17 protein-coding genes, 4 tRNA genes and 1 rRNA gene are annotated in these 22,663 nt (G+C 49.6%); 10 read left to right on the top strand and 12 right to left on the bottom strand.

Annotated features, from left to right (window positions below; all coding sequences use genetic code 11):
- Window positions 1-52: 52 nt before the first annotated feature.
- The 4 genes from hemC to BZG80_RS10425 are packed head-to-tail and all read left to right on the top strand — an operon-like array spanning window position 53 to window position 4,071.
- A complete protein-coding gene (hemC, locus tag BZG80_RS10440; protein WP_025744535.1) occupies window positions 53-988 on the top strand; it encodes a hydroxymethylbilane synthase in 936 nt (311 codons plus the stop codon).
- Window positions 985-1,749, top strand: coding sequence for a uroporphyrinogen-III synthase (locus BZG80_RS10435; RefSeq protein ID WP_077679289.1), 765 nt, complete (start codon window positions 985-987; stop codon window positions 1,747-1,749). The genes hemC and BZG80_RS10435 overlap by 4 nt, the downstream gene beginning before the upstream one ends.
- Window positions 1,742-2,878, top strand: coding sequence for a uroporphyrinogen-III C-methyltransferase (locus tag BZG80_RS10430; protein WP_077679288.1), 1,137 nt, complete (start codon window positions 1,742-1,744; stop codon window positions 2,876-2,878). Before BZG80_RS10435 ends, BZG80_RS10430 begins: the two co-directional genes overlap by 8 nt.
- Window positions 2,875-4,071, top strand: coding sequence for a heme biosynthesis HemY N-terminal domain-containing protein (locus BZG80_RS10425; RefSeq protein ID WP_077679287.1), 1,197 nt, complete (start codon window positions 2,875-2,877; stop codon window positions 4,069-4,071). The genes BZG80_RS10430 and BZG80_RS10425 overlap by 4 nt, the downstream gene beginning before the upstream one ends.
- 164 nt (window positions 4,072-4,235) lie before the next feature.
- Here the strand turns inward: BZG80_RS10425 and BZG80_RS10420 are convergent, their stop codons facing one another.
- The 8 genes from BZG80_RS10420 to BZG80_RS10385 form a co-directional block, all read right to left on the bottom strand.
- On the bottom strand, window positions 4,236-5,039 hold the full coding sequence (locus BZG80_RS10420; protein ID WP_077679286.1) for a hypothetical protein: 804 nt from the start codon (window positions 5,037-5,039) through the stop codon (window positions 4,236-4,238).
- Window positions 5,040-5,159: 120 nt separating this feature from the next.
- Complete coding sequence (locus BZG80_RS10415) at window positions 5,160-6,098, bottom strand: ABC transporter permease (RefSeq protein ID WP_077577298.1); 939 nt, start codon at window positions 6,096-6,098, stop codon at window positions 5,160-5,162.
- A gap of 3 nt (window positions 6,099-6,101) precedes the next feature.
- Window positions 6,102-7,079 carry an ABC transporter permease gene (locus BZG80_RS10410; protein ID WP_021022169.1) on the bottom strand — a complete coding sequence of 326 codons (978 nt, stop codon included), beginning with the start codon at window positions 7,077-7,079 and terminating at the stop codon, window positions 6,102-6,104.
- A 59-nt stretch (window positions 7,080-7,138) separates the two neighbouring features.
- A complete protein-coding gene (locus BZG80_RS10405; protein WP_077647396.1) occupies window positions 7,139-8,692 on the bottom strand; it encodes an ABC transporter substrate-binding protein in 1,554 nt (517 codons plus the stop codon).
- 90 nt (window positions 8,693-8,782) lie between these two features.
- On the bottom strand, window positions 8,783-10,501 hold the full coding sequence (locus tag BZG80_RS10400; protein ID WP_077669767.1) for an ABC transporter ATP-binding protein: 1,719 nt from the start codon (window positions 10,499-10,501) through the stop codon (window positions 8,783-8,785).
- 599 nt (window positions 10,502-11,100) lie between these two features.
- A tRNA-Pro gene (locus tag BZG80_RS10395) sits at window positions 11,101-11,177 on the bottom strand.
- 24 nt (window positions 11,178-11,201) lie between these two features.
- Window positions 11,202-11,277: transfer RNA gene (locus BZG80_RS10390), tRNA-His, on the bottom strand.
- 32 nt (window positions 11,278-11,309) lie between these two features.
- A tRNA-Arg gene (locus tag BZG80_RS10385) sits at window positions 11,310-11,386 on the bottom strand.
- A gap of 323 nt (window positions 11,387-11,709) precedes the next feature.
- Between BZG80_RS10385 and BZG80_RS10380 the strand changes: the two genes are divergently transcribed.
- Window positions 11,710-12,144 (top strand): c-type cytochrome, encoded by a 435-nt coding sequence (locus tag BZG80_RS10380; RefSeq protein ID WP_077669766.1) that lies wholly within the window; start codon window positions 11,710-11,712, stop codon window positions 12,142-12,144.
- Between the two features lie 69 nt (window positions 12,145-12,213).
- Here the strand turns inward: BZG80_RS10380 and rep are convergent, their stop codons facing one another.
- Window positions 12,214-14,241 carry a DNA helicase Rep gene (gene rep, locus BZG80_RS10375; RefSeq protein WP_077669765.1) on the bottom strand — a complete coding sequence of 676 codons (2,028 nt, stop codon included), beginning with the start codon at window positions 14,239-14,241 and terminating at the stop codon, window positions 12,214-12,216.
- Between the two features lie 167 nt (window positions 14,242-14,408).
- Between rep and BZG80_RS10370 the strand changes: the two genes are divergently transcribed.
- From BZG80_RS10370 to ubiK, 4 genes are all read left to right on the top strand, one after another.
- Complete coding sequence (locus tag BZG80_RS10370; protein ID WP_077679285.1) at window positions 14,409-14,969, top strand: TetR/AcrR family transcriptional regulator; 561 nt, start codon at window positions 14,409-14,411, stop codon at window positions 14,967-14,969.
- Window positions 14,970-14,990: 21 nt separating this feature from the next.
- Window positions 14,991-16,097, top strand: coding sequence for an efflux RND transporter periplasmic adaptor subunit (locus BZG80_RS10365; RefSeq protein ID WP_077577389.1), 1,107 nt, complete (start codon window positions 14,991-14,993; stop codon window positions 16,095-16,097).
- A 12-nt stretch (window positions 16,098-16,109) separates the two neighbouring features.
- Window positions 16,110-19,202 carry a multidrug efflux RND transporter permease subunit gene (locus BZG80_RS10360; RefSeq protein WP_077577388.1) on the top strand — a complete coding sequence of 1,031 codons (3,093 nt, stop codon included), beginning with the start codon at window positions 16,110-16,112 and terminating at the stop codon, window positions 19,200-19,202.
- A 100-nt stretch (window positions 19,203-19,302) separates the two neighbouring features.
- Window positions 19,303-19,569, top strand: a complete 267-nt coding sequence (gene ubiK / locus BZG80_RS10355) for a ubiquinone biosynthesis accessory factor UbiK (RefSeq protein ID WP_021022177.1) — start codon at window positions 19,303-19,305, stop codon at window positions 19,567-19,569.
- A gap of 90 nt (window positions 19,570-19,659) precedes the next feature.
- Here ubiK and ilvC read toward each other — a convergent pair whose 3' ends face one another.
- On the bottom strand, window positions 19,660-21,144 hold the full coding sequence (gene ilvC, locus BZG80_RS10350) for a ketol-acid reductoisomerase (protein WP_077679284.1): 1,485 nt from the start codon (window positions 21,142-21,144) through the stop codon (window positions 19,660-19,662).
- Between the two features lie 131 nt (window positions 21,145-21,275).
- Here ilvC and ilvY point away from each other — a divergent pair, with 131 nt between their 5' ends.
- Window positions 21,276-22,139, top strand: a complete 864-nt coding sequence (gene ilvY / locus BZG80_RS10345; protein ID WP_077669780.1) for an HTH-type transcriptional activator IlvY — start codon at window positions 21,276-21,278, stop codon at window positions 22,137-22,139.
- Window positions 22,140-22,334: 195 nt separating this feature from the next.
- On the opposite strand, the gene BZG80_RS10340 is transcribed toward ilvY, so the two are convergent.
- Window positions 22,335-22,411, bottom strand: a tRNA-Asp gene (locus tag BZG80_RS10340).
- Between the two features lie 59 nt (window positions 22,412-22,470).
- Window positions 22,471-22,586, bottom strand: a 5S ribosomal RNA gene (gene rrf / locus BZG80_RS10335).
- Window positions 22,587-22,663 lie beyond the last annotated feature (77 nt).

Here is a 22,663-nt window from a genome sequence, read left to right as displayed (position 1 = left end):
ACCCAATGGCAATGATACGATGGTGGTTATGAATCAAGAAGGAAGCAACACCATGTACTCAACACCCGTGCGCATTGCCACACGCAAAAGTCCTTTGGCGCTCTGGCAAGCGGAATTTGTTAAAGAAGCACTCGAAGCTTCCCATCCTGGCTTGACCGTCGAGCTCGTGCCTATGGTCACTAAAGGTGACGTGATTCTGGACACGCCCCTCGCTAAAATCGGTGGTAAAGGCTTGTTTATTAAAGAGCTTGAACAAGCAATGCTTGACGGCCGCGCGGATATTGCCGTGCACTCGATGAAAGATGTCCCGGTTGAGTTTCCAGAAGGGCTGGGGTTGGTCACCATCTGTGAGCGCGGTGACCCACGCGATGCTTTCGTCTCTAACCATTACAACAGCATTGATGATTTACCCGAAGGGGCTGTCGTCGGCACGTCTAGCCTGCGCCGCGAATCACAACTACGTGAACGTCGTCCGGATCTGTTCATTAATACCTTACGCGGCAATGTCGGCACCCGCTTAGGGAAATTGGATGATGGTCAGTATGATGCGATCGTTCTCGCCGCCGCTGGGTTAAAACGGTTAGGTTTACATGAACGCATACGTAATGAAATTCCACCAGAAGTCATCTTGCCGGCGGTTGGGCAAGGTGCCGTGGGTATCGAGTGTCGACTGGATGATGAACGTATTCGGACCTTATTGGCCCCCCTTTCTGATGCCAGCACCACACAACGTGTACTTTGTGAGCGCGCGATGAATAATCGTCTTGAAGGCGGGTGCCAAGTGCCTATTGGCAGCTATTCGGAAATTCAAGGCGACAAAATTTGGTTGCGCGCATTAGTGGGCGAACCGGATGGCTCGACCATCTTACGTGCCGAAATCACCGGTCCATTAGAGAAAGGGGAAGCACTAGGGACAGATTTAGCCGAGCAGCTCCTCGCTCAAGGTGCGCGCCAAATTCTGGATAAACTTTATCAAGACGACGCATGACCACGGTTATCGTTCGCCCCGAGCCAGACTGCAGTGAGTTAGTCGATCAGCTTACCCGACAAGGGCTGGCGGCGATCGCCTGTCCGCTACTTAGTTTTGCGCCGGGGCGAGACTTACCAACCTTCGCCACCTTGCTCGGCTCACTGCCCGCTGACAGCATCTTGGTCGCAGTGAGCCCACGCGCCGTGGCCTTTGCGCATCAGGCATTGCAACGCCAGGAGATGGCCTGGCCCAGTGATTGTCATTATGTTGCCGTTGGGCAACGCACTGCTCATGAGTGGCAAGCCGTCTGCGGTCAGACTGCCCAATACCCGGTCCGCGAAGACAGTGAGGGCATGCTAGCACTGGCTCCATTTATGGCGGTAAAGGGGGCGCAGGTGGTGATTCTTCGCGGTGACAGTGGCCGCGATATGATGGCAAAAACACTCAGCGATCAAGGCGCGCAAGTTCACTATTGCGAGACCTATCGGCGACAATGGGCCATTGAGCCTTTAGTATCGCAAGTAGTAAGCTGGCCTAAAGACACTATCGACACCGTGGTGATCACCAGTGGCCAACAATTAGCCTACTTTGATCAACTTATCACATTAAGCGGACAGCACTGGCTGCGCCAATGCCGTATACTGGTGCCCAGTAAAAGGATTCAAGATCAAGCCACAGGGCTCGATTTTGACACGATTACGACCGTTGACAGCGTGGCCAATTCAGCCCTATTTCACACGCTGCTCAGGTTAAGTAAAACGGGACTTTCGGATGACTGACAACAAAAACACCGACACCAAATCAAACAAGGCTACGACGCCCTCGTCACCCAAGACACACGCCACGGATGCCTCCTCATCAGGGAAAACAGCAAAAAAAAGCGCATCATCAGGAGGACGTGGCGGTATTGTTCTTGGCGCGATTGCCATCGCGATAGCACTCGGCTCGAGTGGATGGGTGTTCTATCATGGGCACCAGCAAGCGACTGTTTTACAAAACACAGTATCGGCGCAACAATCTCAAATTGCTAACCTTGAACAATCCCTTAGCCAGCAACAAAAAGCCGCTGAAAAAGCAAGAGAGCAACTTGAGGACGCCACTACAACACGACTTAATCAACAAGATAGCAGCCTGAAGAGTCTGCAAAAGGCAATGGCCGATGTGAAAGGCCGCCGACCTAACGATTGGTTACTTGCGGAAGCGGATTATTTAATTCGTATGGCAGGGCGCAAAGTGTGGCTTGAGCACGATGCGCAAAGCGCCACAGCGCTGATGGAAGCAGCAGATCATCGCATTGCCCAGCTCAACGACCCGTCGTTGGTACCGATTCGCCAAGCGTTAGCTGACGATATAACGGCTTTAAAAGCGGTCAAGCGGGTGGATAAAGATGGCATAGTGTTGCGCTTAACGAGCATGCAACGACAAGTCGAGGACTTACCCCTTGCCAGCGCCGTGATCCCTGAGGCAGAGGAAACGCAAGCTCCGGTGGTGAGCGAGTCGGTCAACGATTGGCAAGCAAACCTGACCACCTCACTGAAAGGATTTGTTGATGATTTCATTACCTACCGCAAACGCGACGGTAATGTGGTGCCACTGCTCTCGCCGACACAAAGCTATTATTTGCAAGAGAACCTAAAAAACAAGCTCGATCAAGCCATGCGGGCTGTCTATCAAGGGAATGACACCCTCTATCATGAAGCACTTGGCATGGCCCAAGACTGGGCGCTGCGCTTTTATAATCAGGATGCTAACGCCACCCGCCGTTTTGTTGAGCAACTCAACGCCCTGAACGAACAGCGTATTGGGGTCGACCTTCCGCAAAAGCTCAGCAGCCAAACGCTCGTCAGTGATGAGATTGATACCCGATTGCGCCGAGATATTGCACCGCTAACAGGAGGCCAATCATGATACGACTGCTGTTACTTGTCCTCGTTTTGGCGGCAGGCTTGGTGGTTGGCCCACAACTGGCTGGTCACCAAGGCTACGTGCTCATTTCAGCGGCCCAGCAAACCATTGAAATGAGCGTTACAACCCTCTTAGTGCTCATCGCCGCGCTCATTGCAGTGCTCTGGGCCCTAGAGTGGGTGCTAAGAAAACTCTTTTCGATGAGCAGTACTGCCAGTGGTTGGTTATCCGGCCGGAAACAGCGTAAAGCCCGCAAGCAGACCCAGACTGGCTTAATGAAATTACGCGAGGGCGAGTGGAAAAAGGCGGAAAAGCTCCTCGCTAAAGCGCGCTCACACAGTGATGCTCCCATGCACAACTTGCTCGCCGCCGCAGAAGCGGCACAACAACGCCAAGATTTACATGCGCGGGATCAGTACCTACAACACGCCGCCGATATCAATGCCAACAGTTTAGCGCTCGCCCTCACTCGCGCCCAGTTACACAGCCAAAGCGGGCAGTATGAGCAAGCATTGGCCTCACTGCGGGCAATAAAACGCCAACACCCACGCAACCCTGTGATGCTGTCCCTGTTGAAAGAGACCTATATCCAATTAGAAGATTGGTCGGCGTTGCTCAACCTTCTTCCAACGCTAAAAAAAGCACAGCTGCTCAATAGTGAACAACTTGACGTATTGTATGAGCGTGCCGAGCTTGGCGTTATGTCGCATGTTGCCAGTCAGAAAGGGGCAGAAGGGCTGCTTGCGCATTGGAACCAACTGCCGAAGGCCAAACGTAACCAACCCGCACTGCTCGCTGGATTAGTGCATCATTTGTCGGCGCGAAATGCCGATTCTGAAGCCTACATCTTATTGCGTGAAACCTTGAAAAAGCGGCCCGATGATCGCTTGATTGCACTGATCCCTACGCTCAACTTGCCCGACAGTTATCCGGCCGTGGTCATGCTAGAAGAGTTGCTAACCCGCGATAGCCATAATCCGGTTGTTCACAGCGCGCTGGGCCAGCTGCTGATGCAAGCAGGCAAATGGCAAGATGCGCGCAGCCACTTTGAGCAAGCACTCGAATACCGTACTGATGTCAGTGATTATGCCTACCTTGCCGATGTGTTAGATAAACTCAACCAAGGACAAGCGGCCAGCGATATCTCGCGTACCGCCTTAAAAATGGCACTGCCCGAGCGTCCGCCCGCAGCATAATACGCCTGACAGTAACAAAAACGCCCCATCATAAAATGGGGCGTTTTTGTCGATGCGATGCCATCACGCATCGCTTCTGTGGTTAACCTTACTGCTTCTGTGGTTAACCTTACTGCTTCTGTGGTTAACCTTACTATCAAAGCTAACCCCAGTTTGCCGACTCGCTATCCTTTTTTACACAATACATTGAGCGCTGCCACTTGATTACGCGTGACCACCGTGCCGGTATTGGCATCAACACCCTGGGCGCCTTGTACCCAGTAAGGTAAACGCATCGGTAATTGATCGGTGGCTTGGGCGACCTGGGTTAAGTCCTGCCTGGACGCAAGTACCATTCCTTCTTGCTGACAACGCGGTTCCGCCTTCGCATAAGGTAGCCGCACCCAGCTCATCCCTTTTTCCGTATACTGTTTGTCACCTTGCTCAGGCTCAGGTAAACCAAAGTGGCTCAAATTGAAGGCGGCTTCGGATTGGGCTGCTTTTCCGCTTGTCTTTGGCAGAGTAGACGCTTTTGTCTCCGCCAGTGGCGGCAAGCGTATGACTGCAGGCTGAGACAGGGGTTGACGGGTTTGGCGCAAAACCGCTTGGCGTGTCGGACCAAACATGCGCACACGTTTAAGCACCACATTGGCGACATCGAGAGCCTGATAGGGACCAATTAAACAACGACCACGCCCTTCGCGGACTTGCACTTGAAAGGGTAAATCCGGCAAACCTTGGCGCAATGTTTGATAAAACTGACGTGATGGCACCCCGTTTGTGGCTCCGCACTGGACCCAAAATGCTGAACTTTGCGGGTCAGGAGACTGATCACCCCACAGCCCATTGCCAATATCGCATTTTTCACCAATGATCGGCCAACCTTGCTGATTGTCGATAATCGCACAAGGTGTTTGCGCTGCATTCACTGAGGATATCATTCCCCACGTTGCCATTAGCGTGACAACCAGACCTCGCCACCGCCCCATGATTTACTCCCTTCGTCACTTAATGTTCATCAGCTTAAGCAAAGTCGTACAATGACTCAAGCTGACGATTCTCAAGCTGTTAGGTACGAACAAAAATGGCTGCGTACGCAGCCATTTTTCTCATCCTTTATAAATTTTGGGGTTAAACACATCCCTGAGCCAATCACCCAGCAAGTTGATAACCAACACCAGCAGCACTAAGGCAATACCAGGAAAGACCGTTATCCACCACGAACCAGAGAAAATGTAATTAAAGCCAATACTAATTAATGAGCCCAAAGACGGCTGATCGACAGGCATACCCAAGCCTAAAAACGATAATGCCGCTTCTGACATAATCGCGTTAGCCACTTGAACCGTTGAAATCACCAAGATCGGAGACAGACAGTTGGGAAGAATGTGCCGGAACATAATACGCGGTGATCGAAACCCCATTACACGCGCCGCTTCAACATATTCTTTTTTCTTCTCCGCCAGTACAGAGGCACGAATAGTACGCGCATATTGCGGCCATTCGGCAATCCCAATAATCACCACCAGCATCAAGATCGCATATTGACTATAAAACTCGCTACCAAAGCTGGCTTTAAAAATCGCAGACACAATGATCGCCACCATCATGGTAGAGAAAGACAGCTGAATATCTGCAATCCGCATAAAGAAGCTATCTATCCGTCCGCCAAAGTACCCCGCACTCAGTCCTATGATTGTCCCTAAGATGAGCTGTAACCCCACCGCACATAGGCCAATGGTCAGAGAGATACGCAGGCCATAAATCATAGTGGATAAGATATCTCGGCCCTGGTTATCCGTCCCTAATAAGAAGCGAGGATCGCTCCATTCCATCCAAGCAGGCGGTAACTCTGAGTCCATGATATCAATCGACATCAAATCATAAGGATTGGTTGGTGCCACCAAAGGCGCAAACACAGCCAGTAGGAGAAAAACCATAAAAATGGCAAAACTGGCCATCGCCACCTTGTCACGCTTAAAGTGATAGAGGAAATCTGAGGCCAAAAAGCGTTGCCAGCGACTTGGGGTGGTATGTGCTTGTGTCATCGCTTACGCCTCCTTACCGGTAATGTTAACCGTGGGATTAATCAGGCCATACAGTAAGTCGACAAATGTATTGGTGACGACAAAGATCAATCCGACGAAAATGACATAGGCAGTAATCAAAGGTGTATCGACACGGTTGATCGCTTCAAGAAAGAGAAAGCCCATTCCTGGCCACTGAAACACGGTTTCTGTCAAAATGGTATAGGCAATCATGGTGCCGATTTGCACTCCGCCTACAGTCACCACAGGTAACATGGTGTTTTTCAATGCATGCTGATAATAAACCTTATTTTCGGGGAGCCCTTTCGCACGCGCAAATTTGACATATTCAGTGCCCAACGCTTCCAGCATTTCAGAACGCACCAAGCGAATAAATAGCGGCAACATGATAGAGGCTAATGACACGGCGGGTAATACTAAGTGCGCAAGGCCGTCTAAGGTGAAAAAGCCAGACTCCCAACCTAGCCAATTGGCCGTTTCCCCTCGCCCATAGGAAGGTAACCAGCCAAGCTCAATGGAAAAGACGTACATCAGCATGATTGCCGTCAGGAACACGGGAATCGAAATCCCTACGATACTAAAGCCCATGATAATCTTGGTAAGTATACTTTTGGGATGGATAGCGGCGTACACACCAAGTGGAATCGACACCACCACGATGATCAACGCCGCACCGACCACCAGCTCTAAAGTGGCGCCCAGTTTATCTAAAATGACATCGACAACCGGTCGTTTAAAGAAGTAAGAATTGCCTAAATCACCTTGTAGGGCCTGACCGACAAAGCGAGTATATTTGGTTATAAAGGGATCATTAAGTCCCATTTCATCGCGCAGCGCATCGCGCTCTGCTTCTGATACTGATTGTCCCACCAGCTCCCGCAAGGGGTCGCCAAGGTTGTCTTGGATAGCAAACGCCACCAGACTGATGACAAACATCACAATCAGTGCCTGTACCAGACGTTTGACTAAAAACGTTACCATGTGTGCCTCTAAGCGATTGGAGAATCAAGGCCCCAGGATTGGGGCCCTGTGTCAATCCATTACTCGACCACTAAATCGCCGAAGTAAGGGAAGTTCATACCGTTAACGATCGGTTTGATGTTAACGTTATTTTTGGCTGCCCAAGACGGATCTTGCCAGTGCAGAGGAAGGAAAGCCGCATCGTCATACAAGATCTTCTCGACCTTTTGCAGCATCGCGTTACGTTTTTCCAGATCCGTTTCTGAATTCGCATCGAGTACCAGTTTGTCCACTTCACTGTTCGAGTAATGGCCACAGTTATACTGCCCTTTACCCGTGTCAGCGTTGCGGGTCATGGTGAGGAACTCGGTAAAGTTAGCCGAATCTTCCGTATCTGGGTGCCAGCCGATCATTTGCATACCGGCTTCACACTTATCAAACTCAGGCCAGTACTGCGCTTTTGGCATGGTCTGTAAATCCACTTTGATGCCGATTTTCGCCATCATCGCGGATACCGCTTGAGCGATTTTTTCATCATTCACATAGCGGTTATTGGGGGCAATCATGGTGACAGAAAAACCATCAGGATAACCGGCTTCTTCCATCAACTTTTTCGCTTTCGCCAAGTCATAACGAGGCGCGAGATCGGCATTGTAACCCGCATAACCGACTGGGCTTTGCTGGCTTGCCGGTGTCGCGGCGCCTTTCATAATTTTTTGCGCGATGCCTTCGTTATTGACCGCATACGCCACCGCTTGACGGACACGCGGGTCTTTAAATTCATCCACCACACTTTGGTTCATTTGGAAGGTAATCACGCGTGTACCTGGCATGGTCACCAGCTGCAAATTATCAGAGCGATCGATGCGACGATAATCGTTGGGCGATACAGGGGCGATCATATCGACGTCACCCGATAGCAGTGCCGCGACACGGGTGGCATCTTCTTTGATCGGACGCAGCGTGATGTTGTCGACATTGCCTACGCTGTCTTTGTCCCAGTAATTCTCATTACGGTCAAATTCAACCACTACGCCTTGTTCACGTTCGTCGACCACGTACGGCCCTGTGCCTGACAAGTGTGTTGATGCATACGTTGAACCATTTTTCTTCAGCTCAGATTTGTCGCGTCCGTCTTCGGTCTCACCACTATAGAATTTGCTGTCCATGGGGAACACGTAGGTCATCACGTTTTCTACCAGTGGGTAGGTGCCGTCGGTGACCACATCAACGGTGTGCTCATCGACTTTTTTGATGTCAACGATTGGGGTGAAAATCCCTTTAAAATCCGGCGAAGATTTCAAACGATCAAACGTCCAAACAACGTCATCAGCACTAAATGGGTTACCGGAGTGGAAAGTGACCCCTTCGCGAAGGTTGAAACGCACGGTTTGATTGTCGATACGCTCCCACGAGGTGGCAAGACGAGGCTCGAAGTCCATCTCTTGGGTAAAGCGGACCAAGGGGTCGAAGACCATGTGTGATAGCTGTAAGGTACCACCAGACAGTTGCTCATGCGGATCCAAAGAAACGGGATCCGCGTCATAAGCCACTGTAATGTCGGCAGCGGCAGCACTAAAACTTAGGCCAGCGGCCATGAGTGCCACGGCTATCTTGCTCTTCATTGTTTTCATTGCATAGCTCCTTTATGCGTAGGGGATATACCCCCTGCTGTGTTTGCATCATAGATACGGTGCGGCCCTTGGCCGCGTCGACATAGCACGCTATGCCGGTTGCAAACCTTCTGTGCTCATTCCCTTAAACTCAGGCATTAATGAGATAAGATGACGGCTATATTCATGTTGTGGGTCAGTAAACAGTTGCTCGGTTGGAGCGACTTCAAGTAGCTGACCTTTACGCATCACCCCAATGCGATCGCACATTTGACGAATCACCGGTAAATCATGGCTGATAAATAACATGGTCAGATTGAGCTCGTCTTGCAGATCTTTAAGCAGATTTAAGATCTGAGCCTGAACAGAGACATCTAACGCGGAGGTTGGCTCGTCACAAATCAGCAACCGTGGTCGCGTCGCCAGTGCGCGGGCAATCGAGATACGCTGACGCTGGCCACCAGAAAACTCATGCGGATATTTGATCCCAGCACCACGGCCTAATCCCACGTGATCGAGCAAGTCTCCGACAATTTGACGGATTTGCGACTCACTTTCTGCCAAGCGGTGAAAGCGAATCGGCTCCGCGATAATGTCATAAATCTTCATCCGCGGATTCATGGATGAATAGGGGTTTTGAAACACCATCTGCATTTGACGACGGATTGGACGACGGGCCCGCTCACTTTTTATCGCGGTCAAATCGATATCTTCAAAAATAATCTGGCCGGTATTGGGCGGATACAGCCCGGTAATCGCCCGAGCGATGGTTGACTTCCCGGATCCTGACTCGCCGACCAGACCAAAAGTTTCCCCTTCAACAATATCAAAGCTGACGTGGTCCGAGGCTTGGACATATTCGCGACGGCTGGCAAAAAACGAATCCTTGGTCACAAATCGCAACGAGACGTCCTTTACTTGTAACAAGGGGCCAGAATAAGCGCGTTGGTCTTGGCTTTGTCCTAGCCAGTGGTTCTTCACATCCAGCTCAAGGGTTTCGCCTGCTTCTTCGATGTAATTCACCAAAGGAAAACGATCCAGTTTGATATCGGAACGTGGCACGGCGGAGATTAAACTTTGGGTATAAGGATGTTGCGGATCGCCCAACACTTGCTGTGTGGTGCCGAGTTCAACTAAGTCACCTCGATACATGACCGCGACACGATCAGTCACATTCGCCACTACGCCCATATCGTGGGTCACTAACATACAACCCACATTTTTCTGCTGGCATAAATCGCGAATCAAATTGAGAATTTGATCTTGAATCGAAACATCCAATGCTGTCGTTGGCTCATCAGCGATAATTAAATCTGGCTCACCGGCCAATGCGACCGCAATCACCACGCGCTGACGCATCCCACCAGAAAATTGATGCGGATACTGCTTAATACGCAACTCAGGCTCTGGGATCCCGACTTGCTCCATCAGGCTTATCGCACGCTGATAGGCTTGCTGGGACGTCAGATTAAGGTTGGTTATTATCGTTTCTGTCAGCTGTTGCTCGACAGTAAATAACGGGTTCAGCGAGGTCATGGGATCTTGAAAAATAAAGCCAATCTTATCGCCACGCACTTTGCGCATTTGATTGGGTGTCAGGCCCGATATTTTTTGACCATCGAGGTACACATCACCACTGGCAATGCGTCCTGGAGGGCTAAGTAAATCAATCACCGCATTTCCAACGGTTGATTTACCTGCGCCGGACTCACCGACCACGCCGACAATCTCACCACGCTCAATCGTTAATGACAGCGAGGTCACGGCCGCGTGGACACCATGGCGAGACGGGTACTCTATTCGGAGGTTATTAACTTCTAGCAGTGACATTTTTCATCCTTGATATCGTCAAAAGGTGACGATCAACGTGCTAACCAAAACAAGGGGCTGCCTCGCCTTGGAGAGATGCGATTCCAATCTGGCAAATATTTCACAAAAAATCAACATCACAGAAGAAAACACCATAAAGGCCTAATCATCTCGGATATTCATTCATCTAACTACCAGCACTTGCCCGGCGGCAAGACACAAAACACACTTCATATCATAAAGATATAAGCTATTCCCACTCCCTCTGTTTTAAAGCAAATCACGCATAGAATAAAGCCATCTGAATTAACAGCCACATAACATCCGTAGTGATAATGACTGATTTATAAATGATGGACACACTTCATAAGTTATAAGTTACTTATTAAGTAGTTTTTTATCCTTATCAAAGACAGGTATAGCAGTTATATCGATCAGTTGTGAATTTATGACCAATTGATGACTTTTTATCTCGCTAAACCTTGATAGCGCTCTAATTTCCGTATTTTATTTTCTATGTCAGCGAATAGACAAAAGGAAACAGAGAAGAGAAACAAAGAAGAAAGAGGAGAAGGAAGAAAACGAAAAAACCCCAGCCGTTAGGCTAGGGTTTGTAATAGTGGTCGGTGAAGAGGGATTCGAACCCCCGACCCTCTGGTCCCAAACCAGATGCGCTACCAAACTGCGCTATTCACCGACATATCGCTTAGTGCGAAAATAATGGGGTGGCTGACGGGACTTGAACCCGCGACAACTGGAATCACAATCCAGGGCTCTACCAACTGAGCTACAGCCACCACTGATTTTCTGCCATATTCCTATCCCGGAATGGCGCGCCCGACAGGATTTGAACCTGTGACCTTTGGCTTCGGAGGCCAACACTCTATCCAACTGAGCTACGGGCGCTTGCCCCGTTGGCGGTGTCGAATATTACGGATATCACCACCAGCCGTCTAGCATTTTTTTTAATTTTTTTACTGACTGGTCTCTTTTTCAACAAATCGCGTAGAAATCGTCAGTAAGGTCTCTACTATAACGGTTTAACGTAACAATCTAAAGCGCTATAATCACCTAATCTTTACACGGGGTTAACCTAGCGAGGTTGGCAAATCCGTTGAGACGAGACTGACAGGCCGCAACCGAATCACTCTTGATTGATTCACCCCTTAAGGTTGGCGGCAAATAACATAAAAAAGGCGTTAAGCCACCAGTAATGTGGGAGTGTCATTGTGAGCGCAAAGGGAAAAAGTCTAGGTCGTATTATGGTTGCCTCGGTAGCAGCCCTACTATTTGCTTCTGCTGCGCAAGCATTAGAAGTGTCTGAACAAGAAAAAGCCGCAATCGCCGAGCGCATTGCACCTGTGGGTGACGTGTATATTGATGGAGAAGCCCCCACGCAAACGGCGGCAGCAGAGCCAACTGGCCCACGTAGCGGTGACCAGGTCTATAATACTTACTGCACAGCCTGTCACAGCACTGGTGCAGCTGGCGCCCCCAAAACCGGTGATGCCGCCGCTTGGGGCCCACGTGTTGATAAAGGCATGGAAACCCTAGCCAAACATGCGATCAACGGTTTTAATGCGATGCCTGCCAAAGGCACCTGTATGGACTGTTCGGATGATGAAATCGTCGCGGCTATCGAGCACATGCTCGACGCACTCTAATAGCACCGCTCATCAATCGTTTGACAATAACGCCGCCTTCGCGGCGTTACTTACTGAGCAAGACTGTGTTTAGGATGACTTGTTTTTATCGAGCATGGCTTTTAAGTTAGCGATCGCCGCTTGCCCTTTTTCCATTCTCTCTTCTTGAGACACAGGTTTTTTCTGCGACTCCCACTCAAGATCATCAAACGGCAATTCGTCGAGAAAACGGCTTTGTTGTGGCTTGATAAGCTCGCCAAACTGACGCCTTTCTTTGCAAACGACAAAGGTCAGCGCCTTTTGCGCACGGGTCAATCCGACGTAAGCTAAACGCCGCTCTTCGTCGATATTATCTTCATCAATACTCGATTGATGAGGCAACAAGCCTTCTTCCATACCGATCAAATACACGTATGGAAATTCTAGACCTTTCGATGCGTGCAACGTCATCAGCTGTACTTGGTCAGCCTCGTCATCATCTTCGCCTCGCTCCATCATGTCACGCAGCGTCAGGCGCTGAACCACTTCTCGCAGGCTTCGTTCAACCTGATCCGGATTATCCCCCTGAAGATCAGCGACAATCCAACTGTGAAGCTGTGAGACGTTTTTCATCCGCATCTCTGCCACTTTGGGACTGGATGAACTCTCATACAGCCAATCTTCATACTGTGTATCTCGCAACAGTGATCGTATCGCGGACACGGTATCGCCCCGCTCAGCCTGATCAGACAGTTCCACAATCCACCGCGTAAACGCTTGCAGGGCAGCCAGCCCTCGCCCAGATAAATGCTGGGTCAGGCCTAACTCAAAGCTCGCCGCAAACAAGCTCTTGCCGCGCTGATTGGCATAACTGCCGAGTTTTTCTAATGTCACCGTGCCAATTTCGCGTCGCGGCGTATTCACTACGCGCAAAAACGCATTGTCGTCATCTGGGTTGGTCAACAAGCGCAAATAGGCCATGATGTCTTTAATTTCGGCGCGCGAGAAGAAGGACGTGCCGCCTGATATTTTATATGGGATACGATTTTGTATCAGGGCTTTTTCAATCAAACGCGATTGATGATTGCCACGGTATAAGACCGCGTAATCTTTGTATTGCGTACGCCCTAAAAAACGGTGGCCTATCAGTTCCCCAACCACACGTTCCGCTTCATGCTCTTCGTTATTGGCAGTCAGCACTTTAAGCATGTCACCATCGGGCAAGGCAGAAAATAGCGTTTTTTCGAATACATGGGGGTTATTGGCTATCAAGATATTGGCTGCACGCAGTATTCGACTGGTTGAGCGGTAATTTTGCTCCAACTTCACCACATGCAGACGCGGAAAGTCTTGTTGTAAGTACACCAGGTTTTTCGGCTGAGCGCCTCGCCAAGAGTAAATCGATTGGTCATCATCCCCGACCACGGTAAAGCGTGATCGCTCACCCACCAGCAGCTTCACCAATTGATACTGGCTGGTGTTGGTATCTTGATACTCGTCGACCAATAAATAGCGAATACGTGCTTGCCAACGCTCACGCACGGTTTGGTTTTGGCTAAGTAGCGCCACCGGCATCAAGATAAGATCATCAAAATCGAGCGCGTTATAGGCCCGCATTTGTTTTTGATAGCGCGCATAGCAGGCGGCAAATAACTGGTCCCGCTCACCTTGTGCTTGCGCCAGCGCTTCATCGGGTCCCAACATGGCATTTTTCCAGTTGGAGATGGTGTGCACCAATTGACGCAGCAAGTCTTTATCATTATCTAGCTCTTGTTCGGTCAGAGCTTTGAGTAGCGCTAATTGGTCTTGATCATCAAACAACGAAAAGCCCGCTTTTAACCCCAAGGTTTTGTATTCTCGGCGGATAATATTCAGGCCCAAGGTATGAAAGGTTGACACCATCAAGCCGCGCGATTCTTGCTTACCCAAGCTTTGTGCCACGCGCTCTTTCATCTCTCGTGCCGCTTTGTTCGTGAAAGTCACCGCGGCAATATGACGCGCTTTATAGCCACATTGTTGAACCAAATAGGCGATCTTATGCGTAATCACGCGTGTTTTTCCCGAGCCTGCGCCAGCTAACACCAGACAGGGGCCAGAAATATGGCGGACTGCATCCGATTGCGCAGGATTAAGCTTCATGATGGCGGCACCTCGTTAATGGCTGAGAGGGCATTGTAGAAGGAATCTTACTGATGTCTATCTCACCCAAGCAAGGCTCAACAAGCTTGCTACAATTTATGCTTGTCATACGCACAAAATTCACTCTAAAATGAATGAACGTTCATTCACTAGTAAGTTCATCATCAATGGACAAACGTACGCAAATATTCGCGGCGACAGAGCAACTGATTGCCACGCGTGGGCTCGACAAGGTCTCAATGCATCAGGTCGCCACCCAAGCGCAAGTGGCCGCCGGCACCATTTATCGCTATTTTAACGATAAAGAAGACTTGCTTCGTCAACTGTCTATGCACCTTATGATGCAATGTGCGACCCATATTCAACAGGGGGTAAAGGATGAACCAACCCTAAAAGATCAATTTGAGCGGTTATGGCGCAACACGTGGACCATGATGCTACAACGCGATCACTTATTATTATCTCGTGACCAGTTTGATGCCCTGCCACGCGATGATCAGTCACAAACCCAGCAAGAGCGAGAGGCCTTCTCTGAACTTTATCAAGTCTTTCAGGAAGGTAAGCGGCAAAAGCGCTTTAAGCCACTGGACGATGAGGTGCTCATCACCTTGGGGCTTGAACCCGTTTTTTGTTTAGCTCGCAAACAGGTTCGGGGTGTTATAACTCTAGACAGTTATGCTATCGCAGATGCGATCCAAGCTTGCTGGGATGCAATTTCTCTTCACTAACGACGCTCGGAGCTTACTTCGATGAAAAAATGGTTTTTCTTTATGGTTATCCTTGCACTGCTGCTGTTTGGCAGTGTGATTGGCTTTAACCTATTTAAGCAGCAAAAGGTTGCAGAGTATATGGCAAACATGCCAGAGCCGACGCACCCAGTGACGGCAGTGACCGTTAACGCTGAACCCTGGACACCCACCATGGACGCCATCGGGTTTGTTGAGCCCAATCAAGGGATCACCTTAACCACGCAAATTGCCGGTGTGGTGGATGTGATCAACTTTGAATCAGGCCAAACCGTTAAACGTGGGCAAAATCTGGTTGAACTCGACTCTAGCGTTGAAAAAGCCAACTTGGCAAGTACGCAAGCACGATTACCCGCCGCAGAAGCCAAGTTCAAACGTTATCAAGGACTGTTTACTAAAGGGTCGATTTCTAAAGAAGCATTGGATGAAGCTGAAGCGAATTACCGTTCTTTACAAGCTGACATTAATGCGCTTGAAGCCACCATTGCACGTCGTAACCTTCAAGCTCCCTTTGATGGTGTGATTGGCCTGCGTAATGTATTTATGGGTGAGTACCTGCAGCCAGGTACCGATATTGCTCGACTAGAAGATACCTCGGTAATGAAACTGCGCTTTACCGTGCCGCAAACCGATATCTCGAAGCTCCGTCTAAGCCAGGCATTACGCATTACAGTCGATGCTTATCCTGAAAAAGAATTCATCGGCTCTATCAGTGCTATCGAGCCTGCGGTCAACAGCCAGAGCGGCCTGATTAAAGTGGAAGCCAATATTCCCAACAATGATGGCCAGTTACGCTCAGGGATGTTCGCCCGCGCCGATATCGTTTTGCCGACGGTTGAGAATCAAATAGTGATTGATCAAACCGCGATTAACTTCAATCTATACGGTGAAAGTGTGTATGTGATCCGTGAAGAAGATGGAGAAAAGCGCGCTTATCAACAAGTCCTTAAAGTCGGCGAGCGTCGTGGCCATCAAGCACGCATTATCGACGGTCTAAAGCCTGGTGATCAGGTTGTTACGTCCGGCCAGGTGCGCTTAAGCAATGGCTCTAAAGTGAAAATCGTCGACAACGACGCTCTCACTCCACCAGAACAATTACCTCAATTGTAAGACGAGGATGTGATGCGCTTTACTGATATTTTTATCCGGCGCCCAGTGCTAGCTGCGTCAATCAGTATTCTGATTGCGCTGCTCGGTTTGCAGTCTTTATTTAAGATGCAAGTTAGGGAATACCCGGAGATGACCAATACCGTGGTCACCATCACAACCAGCTATTATGGTGCCAGTGCTGACTTGATTCAGGGTTTTATTACCACCCCGCTCGAGCAAGCTGTCGCCCAAGCTGACAATATTGACTTTATGACCTCAGAATCGGTGCTGGGATCATCGACAATCACGGTCAACATGAAGCTAAATACCGATCCGAATGCCGCCTTGGCAGATATACTGGCCAAAGTCAATTCGGTAAGGGCACAGCTCCCGGCAGAATCAGAAGATCCGTCCGTATCCATGTCGACCGGCTCTACGACCGCCGTCATGTATATCGGTTTTACCTCGCCAGAACTCGACTCGAGCCAGATCACTGATTATCTTGAGCGCGTGGTTAAACCCCAATTGTTTACCGTGGGTGGGGTGTCAAAAATCGATCTATATGGCGGGGTGAAGTACGGCTTACGTGTATGGCTTGATCCTGAAAAGATGGCGGCCTTTAAGCTAAGTGCCACTGATGTCATGTCAGTACTCGATGCCAATAACTACCAGTCGGCAACCGGTCAAGCTACCGGTACCTTTATGGTCTACAACGGCAGTGCGGATACGCAAGTTTCAACGCCGGAAGAATTAGCCAAACTGGTGGTTGATACACAAGATGGCCGCGTCGTGCGGTTAGGCGATATTGCTAACGTCTCGCTGGAAAAAAGTCACGACCGAGTCCGAGCGCTTGCCAATGGTTCCGAGGCAGTTGTCGCAGCCATTAACGCTACCCCCTCAGCCAACCCGATCAATATTGCTGCCGACGTGATGGATATGTTGCCCGAAGTGGAACGTAACATGCCCAGCAACATTGAGATGAACGTGTTGTATGACTCGTCGAATGCGATCAATGAGTCAATCAATGAGGTAATCAAAACCATCATCGAAGCCGCATTAATTGTGTTAGTGGTTATTACTCTGTTCTTGGGCTCGTTCCGCGCGGTGATCATCCCCATTATTACCATCCCGCTGTCGCTGATTGGTGTAGCGCTAGTGATGGAAATGATTGGCTTCTCACTGAACTTGATGACGCTACTGGCCATGGTTCTGGCCATCGGCTTGGTGGTCGATGACGCCATTGTGGTGCTCGAGAATATCGACCGTCATATTAAGTTAGGTGAGTCGCCGTTCCGTGCCGCCATCATTGGTACCCGTGAGATAGCAGTGCCCGTTATTTCTATGACGCTAACACTGGCAGCCGTTTATGCCCCTATCGCCATGATGGGCGGGATCACCGGCTCCCTGTTTAAGGAGTTTGCATTAACGCTTGCTGGGGCGGTGTTTGTGTCCGGTATTGTGGCACTAACGCTCTCGCCGGTGATGTGTGCGACCTTGTTAAAAGCCAATGCGCAACCGAGTCGTTTTGAGTTAGCGGTACATCGCTTCCTTGATGGGATGACAGATAAGTATGCGCGTATGCTCAGCAAGGTGATGGAGCGCCGTCCGGTGATCGTGACGTTTGCGGTGATTGTATTCGCTTCCCTGCCGGTGCTGTTTAGCTTTATTCCTAGTGAGCTTGCTCCGTCAGAGGATAAAGGCGTGGTGGTCATGATGGGTACTGCGCCCTCCACCGCTAACTTGGATTACATCCAAAATAGCATGGCGGAAGTGAACCAAAAACTGGACCAGCAACCCGAAGTGGCTTTCTCACAAGTCTTCTCCGGGGTACCTAAGTCGAATCAAGCCTTTGGTATCGCCTCATTAGTACCTTGGAGCGAGCGGGAAGCGAGCCAGTCTGAGGTAGTCAAACGCATGGCGAATGAAGTGAAGGATATCCCAGGTATGAAGGTCACCACCTTCGAAATGCCGGAATTGCCAGGCGCTTCCTCAGGTTTGCCTATTCAATTTGTGGTGACATCGCCCAATAACTTCGAAAGCCTGTATCAGGTAACCGCTGAAATCATGGGCGAAGTGCAATCAAGCCCAAATTTCGTTTACTCGGAGCTTAACCTTAACTTCGACTCCGCCACCATGAATATCCATATTGATAAGGATAAAGCGGGATCGTATGGCGTCACCATGCGTGATATCGGTACGACGATCGGGACCATGATGGCCGATGGCTACATTAATCGTATTGACTTTGACGGCCGATCGTATGAAGTGATCCCGCAAGTTGAGCGTAAATATCGCCTTAATCCTGAGTCGATCGAAAGCTACTACGTGAGCGCTGCCAACGGTGATTCGATACCTCTCGGCTCTTTGATTGATATTGAAGTGACAGGCGAGCCGCGCTCGTTACCTCATTTTAATCAATTGAATGCCGCGACGATTAGTGCCGTTGCTGCCCCTAGCGTGACCATGGGTACCGCCGTAGAGTGGTTTGAAAGCAAAGCGGCAGAACTACCAAAAGGGTATCAGCACGATTATCTTGGTGAATCGCGTCAATACGTCACTGAAGGCAGTGCGCTGTATGCAACTTTCTTGTTTGCACTGGCGATTATTTACTTGGTGCTTGCGATTCAGTTCGAATCGCTACTCGACCCTTTGGTGATCTTGGTCTCAGTGCCTCTGGCGATTTGTGGTGCTTTGATTGCTTTGGCCTGGGGGCTGTCATCGATGAATATCTACTCGCAGGTGGGGCTGATAACCTTGATAGGTTTAATTACCAAGCACGGTATTTTGATCTGTGAAGTCGCCAAAGAGCAGCAGCTATATCACCAAGCCAGTCGAATGGAAGCGGTAAAAGAGGCTGCAAAAATTCGTCTGCGTCCGATCTTGATGACAACAGCTGCAATGATTGCAGGCCTTATCCCGCTTATGTTTGCTAGCGGCGCCGGTGCCGAACAACGCTTTAGCATCGGGATAGTCATCGTGGCGGGTCTTGCCATCGGGACATTATTCACGCTATTCGTTCTGCCAGTGATTTATACCTATCTGGCCAGCAAGCACAAGCCGCTGCCGGTGTTTGTCGAAGACGATGAGCTTGATAAGCTCGATGAAGACTATCGTGCATCACATTAATGCATCCTATTAAGGGCCTACGGGCCCTTTTCTTTTGTCATCCTTTCGACAAGCTGTACGTATTTACATAGAATAAAGACAGTTAATGAAGGAGTATTCCATGTTTGACCCGAAAAAACTTGAGCAAATGGCCAAGCAAATTCACGATGCCATGCCTCAGCCTGTCAAAGAGTTAGGCACGGATATGGAAAGCCGTGTTCGCCAAGCCATTCAAGGCCAGCTGACTAAGCTTGACGTGGTAAGCCGCGAGGAGTTTGATGTACAAACTCAGGTACTACTGCGCACGCGTCAAAAGCTCACCGAGCTCGAAGCAAAGCTTGAAGAAATGGAAACAAAGATCGGCCAATCGCAAGATAACCAGCAATAACCGATCGCATCAACGCAAAAAGCCTGACCCTCAGGCCAGGCTTATCTCTGCGTATCATTTCAACTGACGGCAGTCAGTTATCGAGCGCGATTAATTATCAAGTGCAATCTGTTTCATATCAGTCATATAGCCGCGTAACTCTTCGCCGATATATTCGATCGGGTGATGACGAATACGGTCATTCACTTCAATCAAGGTGGCGTTATCAACCTGATTAGATGTTTCTGACAATCCTTTGCCAATCACATCCGCGCCCACCGTTGGCATAAAATGCTCGCGCAACAATGGCGTCGCCACATTAGCGAACAAGTAGTTACCGTACTCTGCCGTATCGGAAATAACCACGTTCATTTCGTAAAGACGCTTACGTGCAATGGTGTTGGCAATCAACGGCAACTCATGCAATGACTCGTAATACGCCGACTCTTCCACAATACCGGACGACACCATGACCTCAAAGGCAAGCTCGACCCCAGCACGCACCATAGCAACCATCAAAATACCGTTATCAAAGAATTCTTGCTCACTGATACTGGCATCTGACTCGGGATAGTTTTCAAACGCGGTCTGTGCCGTTTCCTCACGCCAAGTGAAAAGATCTTTATCGCCATTATCCCAATCGGCCATCATGGTCACGGAGAAATGGCCAGAGATAATGTCATCCATGTGTTTGTTGTAAAGGGGACGCATAAGCTCTTTAAGCGACTCCGACAGCTCAAAGGCTTTTACTTTCGCGGGGTTGGACAAGCGATCCATCATATGCGTGATGCCACCGAATTTCAGCGCTTCAGTAATGGTTTCCCAGCCATATTGAATAAGTTTACCCGCATAACCCGGCTCAACACCTTCTGCAATCATTTTCTCATAGCAAACAACCGATCCGGCCTGCAGCATGCCACACAGGATGGTTTGTTCGCCCATCAGGTCTGATTTTACTTCCGCCACAAACGAAGACGCTAGCACCCCGGCACGATGACCGCCGGTTGCGGCTGCCCATGCTTTCGCAACCTCAAAGCCTTCGCCGTTAGGATCATTTTCTGGGTGGACCGCGATCAGCGTCGGCACACCAAAGCCGCGTTTATACTCTTCACGCACTTCGGTACCTGGACACTTAGGCGCCACCATAACGACGGTAATATCTTCACGAATGCGCTGACCCACTTCGACGATATTAAAGCCATGAGAGTAACCGAGCGCAGCGCCATCTTTCATCAACGGCATGACGGTCTCTACGACGTTGGAGTGTTGCTTATCTGGGGTCAGATTGATCACCAAATCCGCTTGTGGGATCACATCTTGGTAGCTCCCCACTTTAAACCCATGATCGACCGCGTTTTGGTAAGAAGGACGCTTCTCATCAATCGCCGCCTGACGCAGTGCATAAGCCACATCAAGACCCGAATCACGCATGTTTAGACCCTGATTAAGCCCTTGCGCCCCACAGCCAACAATCACCACTTTTTTACCTTTGAGGAATTCGGCCTCGTTGGCAAATTCATCGCGCGACATAAATCGACAAACGCCTAATTGTTCCAATTGTTGACGCAAATTCAGGGTATTAAAGTAGTTCGCCATAGGGTGCTCCATTGATTCGAATCCATGATTAGGTGTGTTTTCACCGCATAATTTTGATACTACCTTAACCGTCACATTGCCTAAAGTGATATATTCACAACATGACATTGCAAATAAAGCAAGAACACACCATGAACACCAAACAACTTACGGGTTTTCTTCACCTCTGTGATACCAAAAGCTATACCCGTGCGGCAAAAGCCATGCATGCTAGCCCATCGGCCTTAAGTCGGATTATTCAACGGCTTGAGGGGGACATCGGTCAACCGTTGTTTATTCGGACTAACAAAGCCGTTACCTTAACACCCGCAGGAAAAACGTTATTACCCGTGGCGCGAGAAATCTTACAACTATGGCATACCACCAAAGCCAATATTAATGAACATGCCTCTTTGCTCGGCGGTAAACTCACGCTCTTTTGCTCGGTCACCGCCAGCTATAGCCATTTACCTGAGCTCCTCGCGCGATTTCGTCAGCAATACCCAAATATCGAGCTACAACTGCTGACCGGCGATCCCGCTCAGGCAGAAGAAAAGGTGCAAGACAATAGTGCAGACATTGCCATTGCCGCTAAACCAAAGTATTTGTCGTCAAGTTTAGTCTTTCAACCCATTGATACCGTGAGCTTGTCGGTTATCGCGCCGGCAATGGCCAGCAGTGGCATTGATCTGCAAACCATTGACTGGCAACACACACCTTTGATCTTGCCCGAAGCAGGGACAGCCCGTGATCTCGCGGATCAGTGGCTAGCCAGCAAAAGCATCGAACCAAACGTCTACGCACAAATAGCGGGTCACGAGGCGATAGTCAGTATGGTGGCATTAGGCTGTGGTATTGGTGTTGCACCGGATGTGGTGATTGATAACAGTCCAGTAAAGGACAAGGTTGAGCGCTTGCGCCAAGAAATCGTACAACCTCTCGAACTAGGCCTTTGTTGTAAAACTTCCCGCGCCAAAGAGCCTTTACTCAATGCCCTACTCGATACGATGCGATAATCCAAAAAGCCCCAACATCACTATCCAGGGGCTTAAACGCAAAAAACCCCAGCTTTTCAGCTAGGGTTTCTAAGTAGTGGCGGAGGGCCGGGGTTGCGGACAACGGGCAGGCCATCCTGCGGGACTCATTCGCCCGCAGGGCGAACCTAGTCAATAACAAAAAACCCCAGCTTTTTAGCTAGGGTTTCTAAGTAGTGGCGGAGTGGACGGGACTCGAACCCGCGACCCCCGGCGTGACAGGCCGGTATTCTAACCAACTGAACTACCACTCCGCACCAATTCTGTATGATTAAAGGCTTATATCTCTTTGCTTTAATCAATTGTATTCAAAGCCTGGCGATGTCCTACTCTCACATGGGGAGACCCCACACTACCATCGGCGCTGCTTCGTTTCACTACTGAGTTCGGCATGGAGTCAGGTGGGTCCAAAGCGCTATGGTCGCCAAGCAAAATTTGGTGTGTCTTCACTTTTCAGTCAAAACACGTATCTAGAAAGCTGTTCGTTCTCGCCACAATCAACTGGC

It is taken from the genome of Salinivibrio sp. MA440, assembly GCF_001996265.1.
GTDB lineage: Bacteria > Pseudomonadota > Gammaproteobacteria > Enterobacterales > Vibrionaceae > Salinivibrio > Salinivibrio costicola.
The sequence above is the reverse complement of the archived record's forward strand: the minus strand, read 5'-3'. Positions and strand labels throughout refer to the sequence as shown.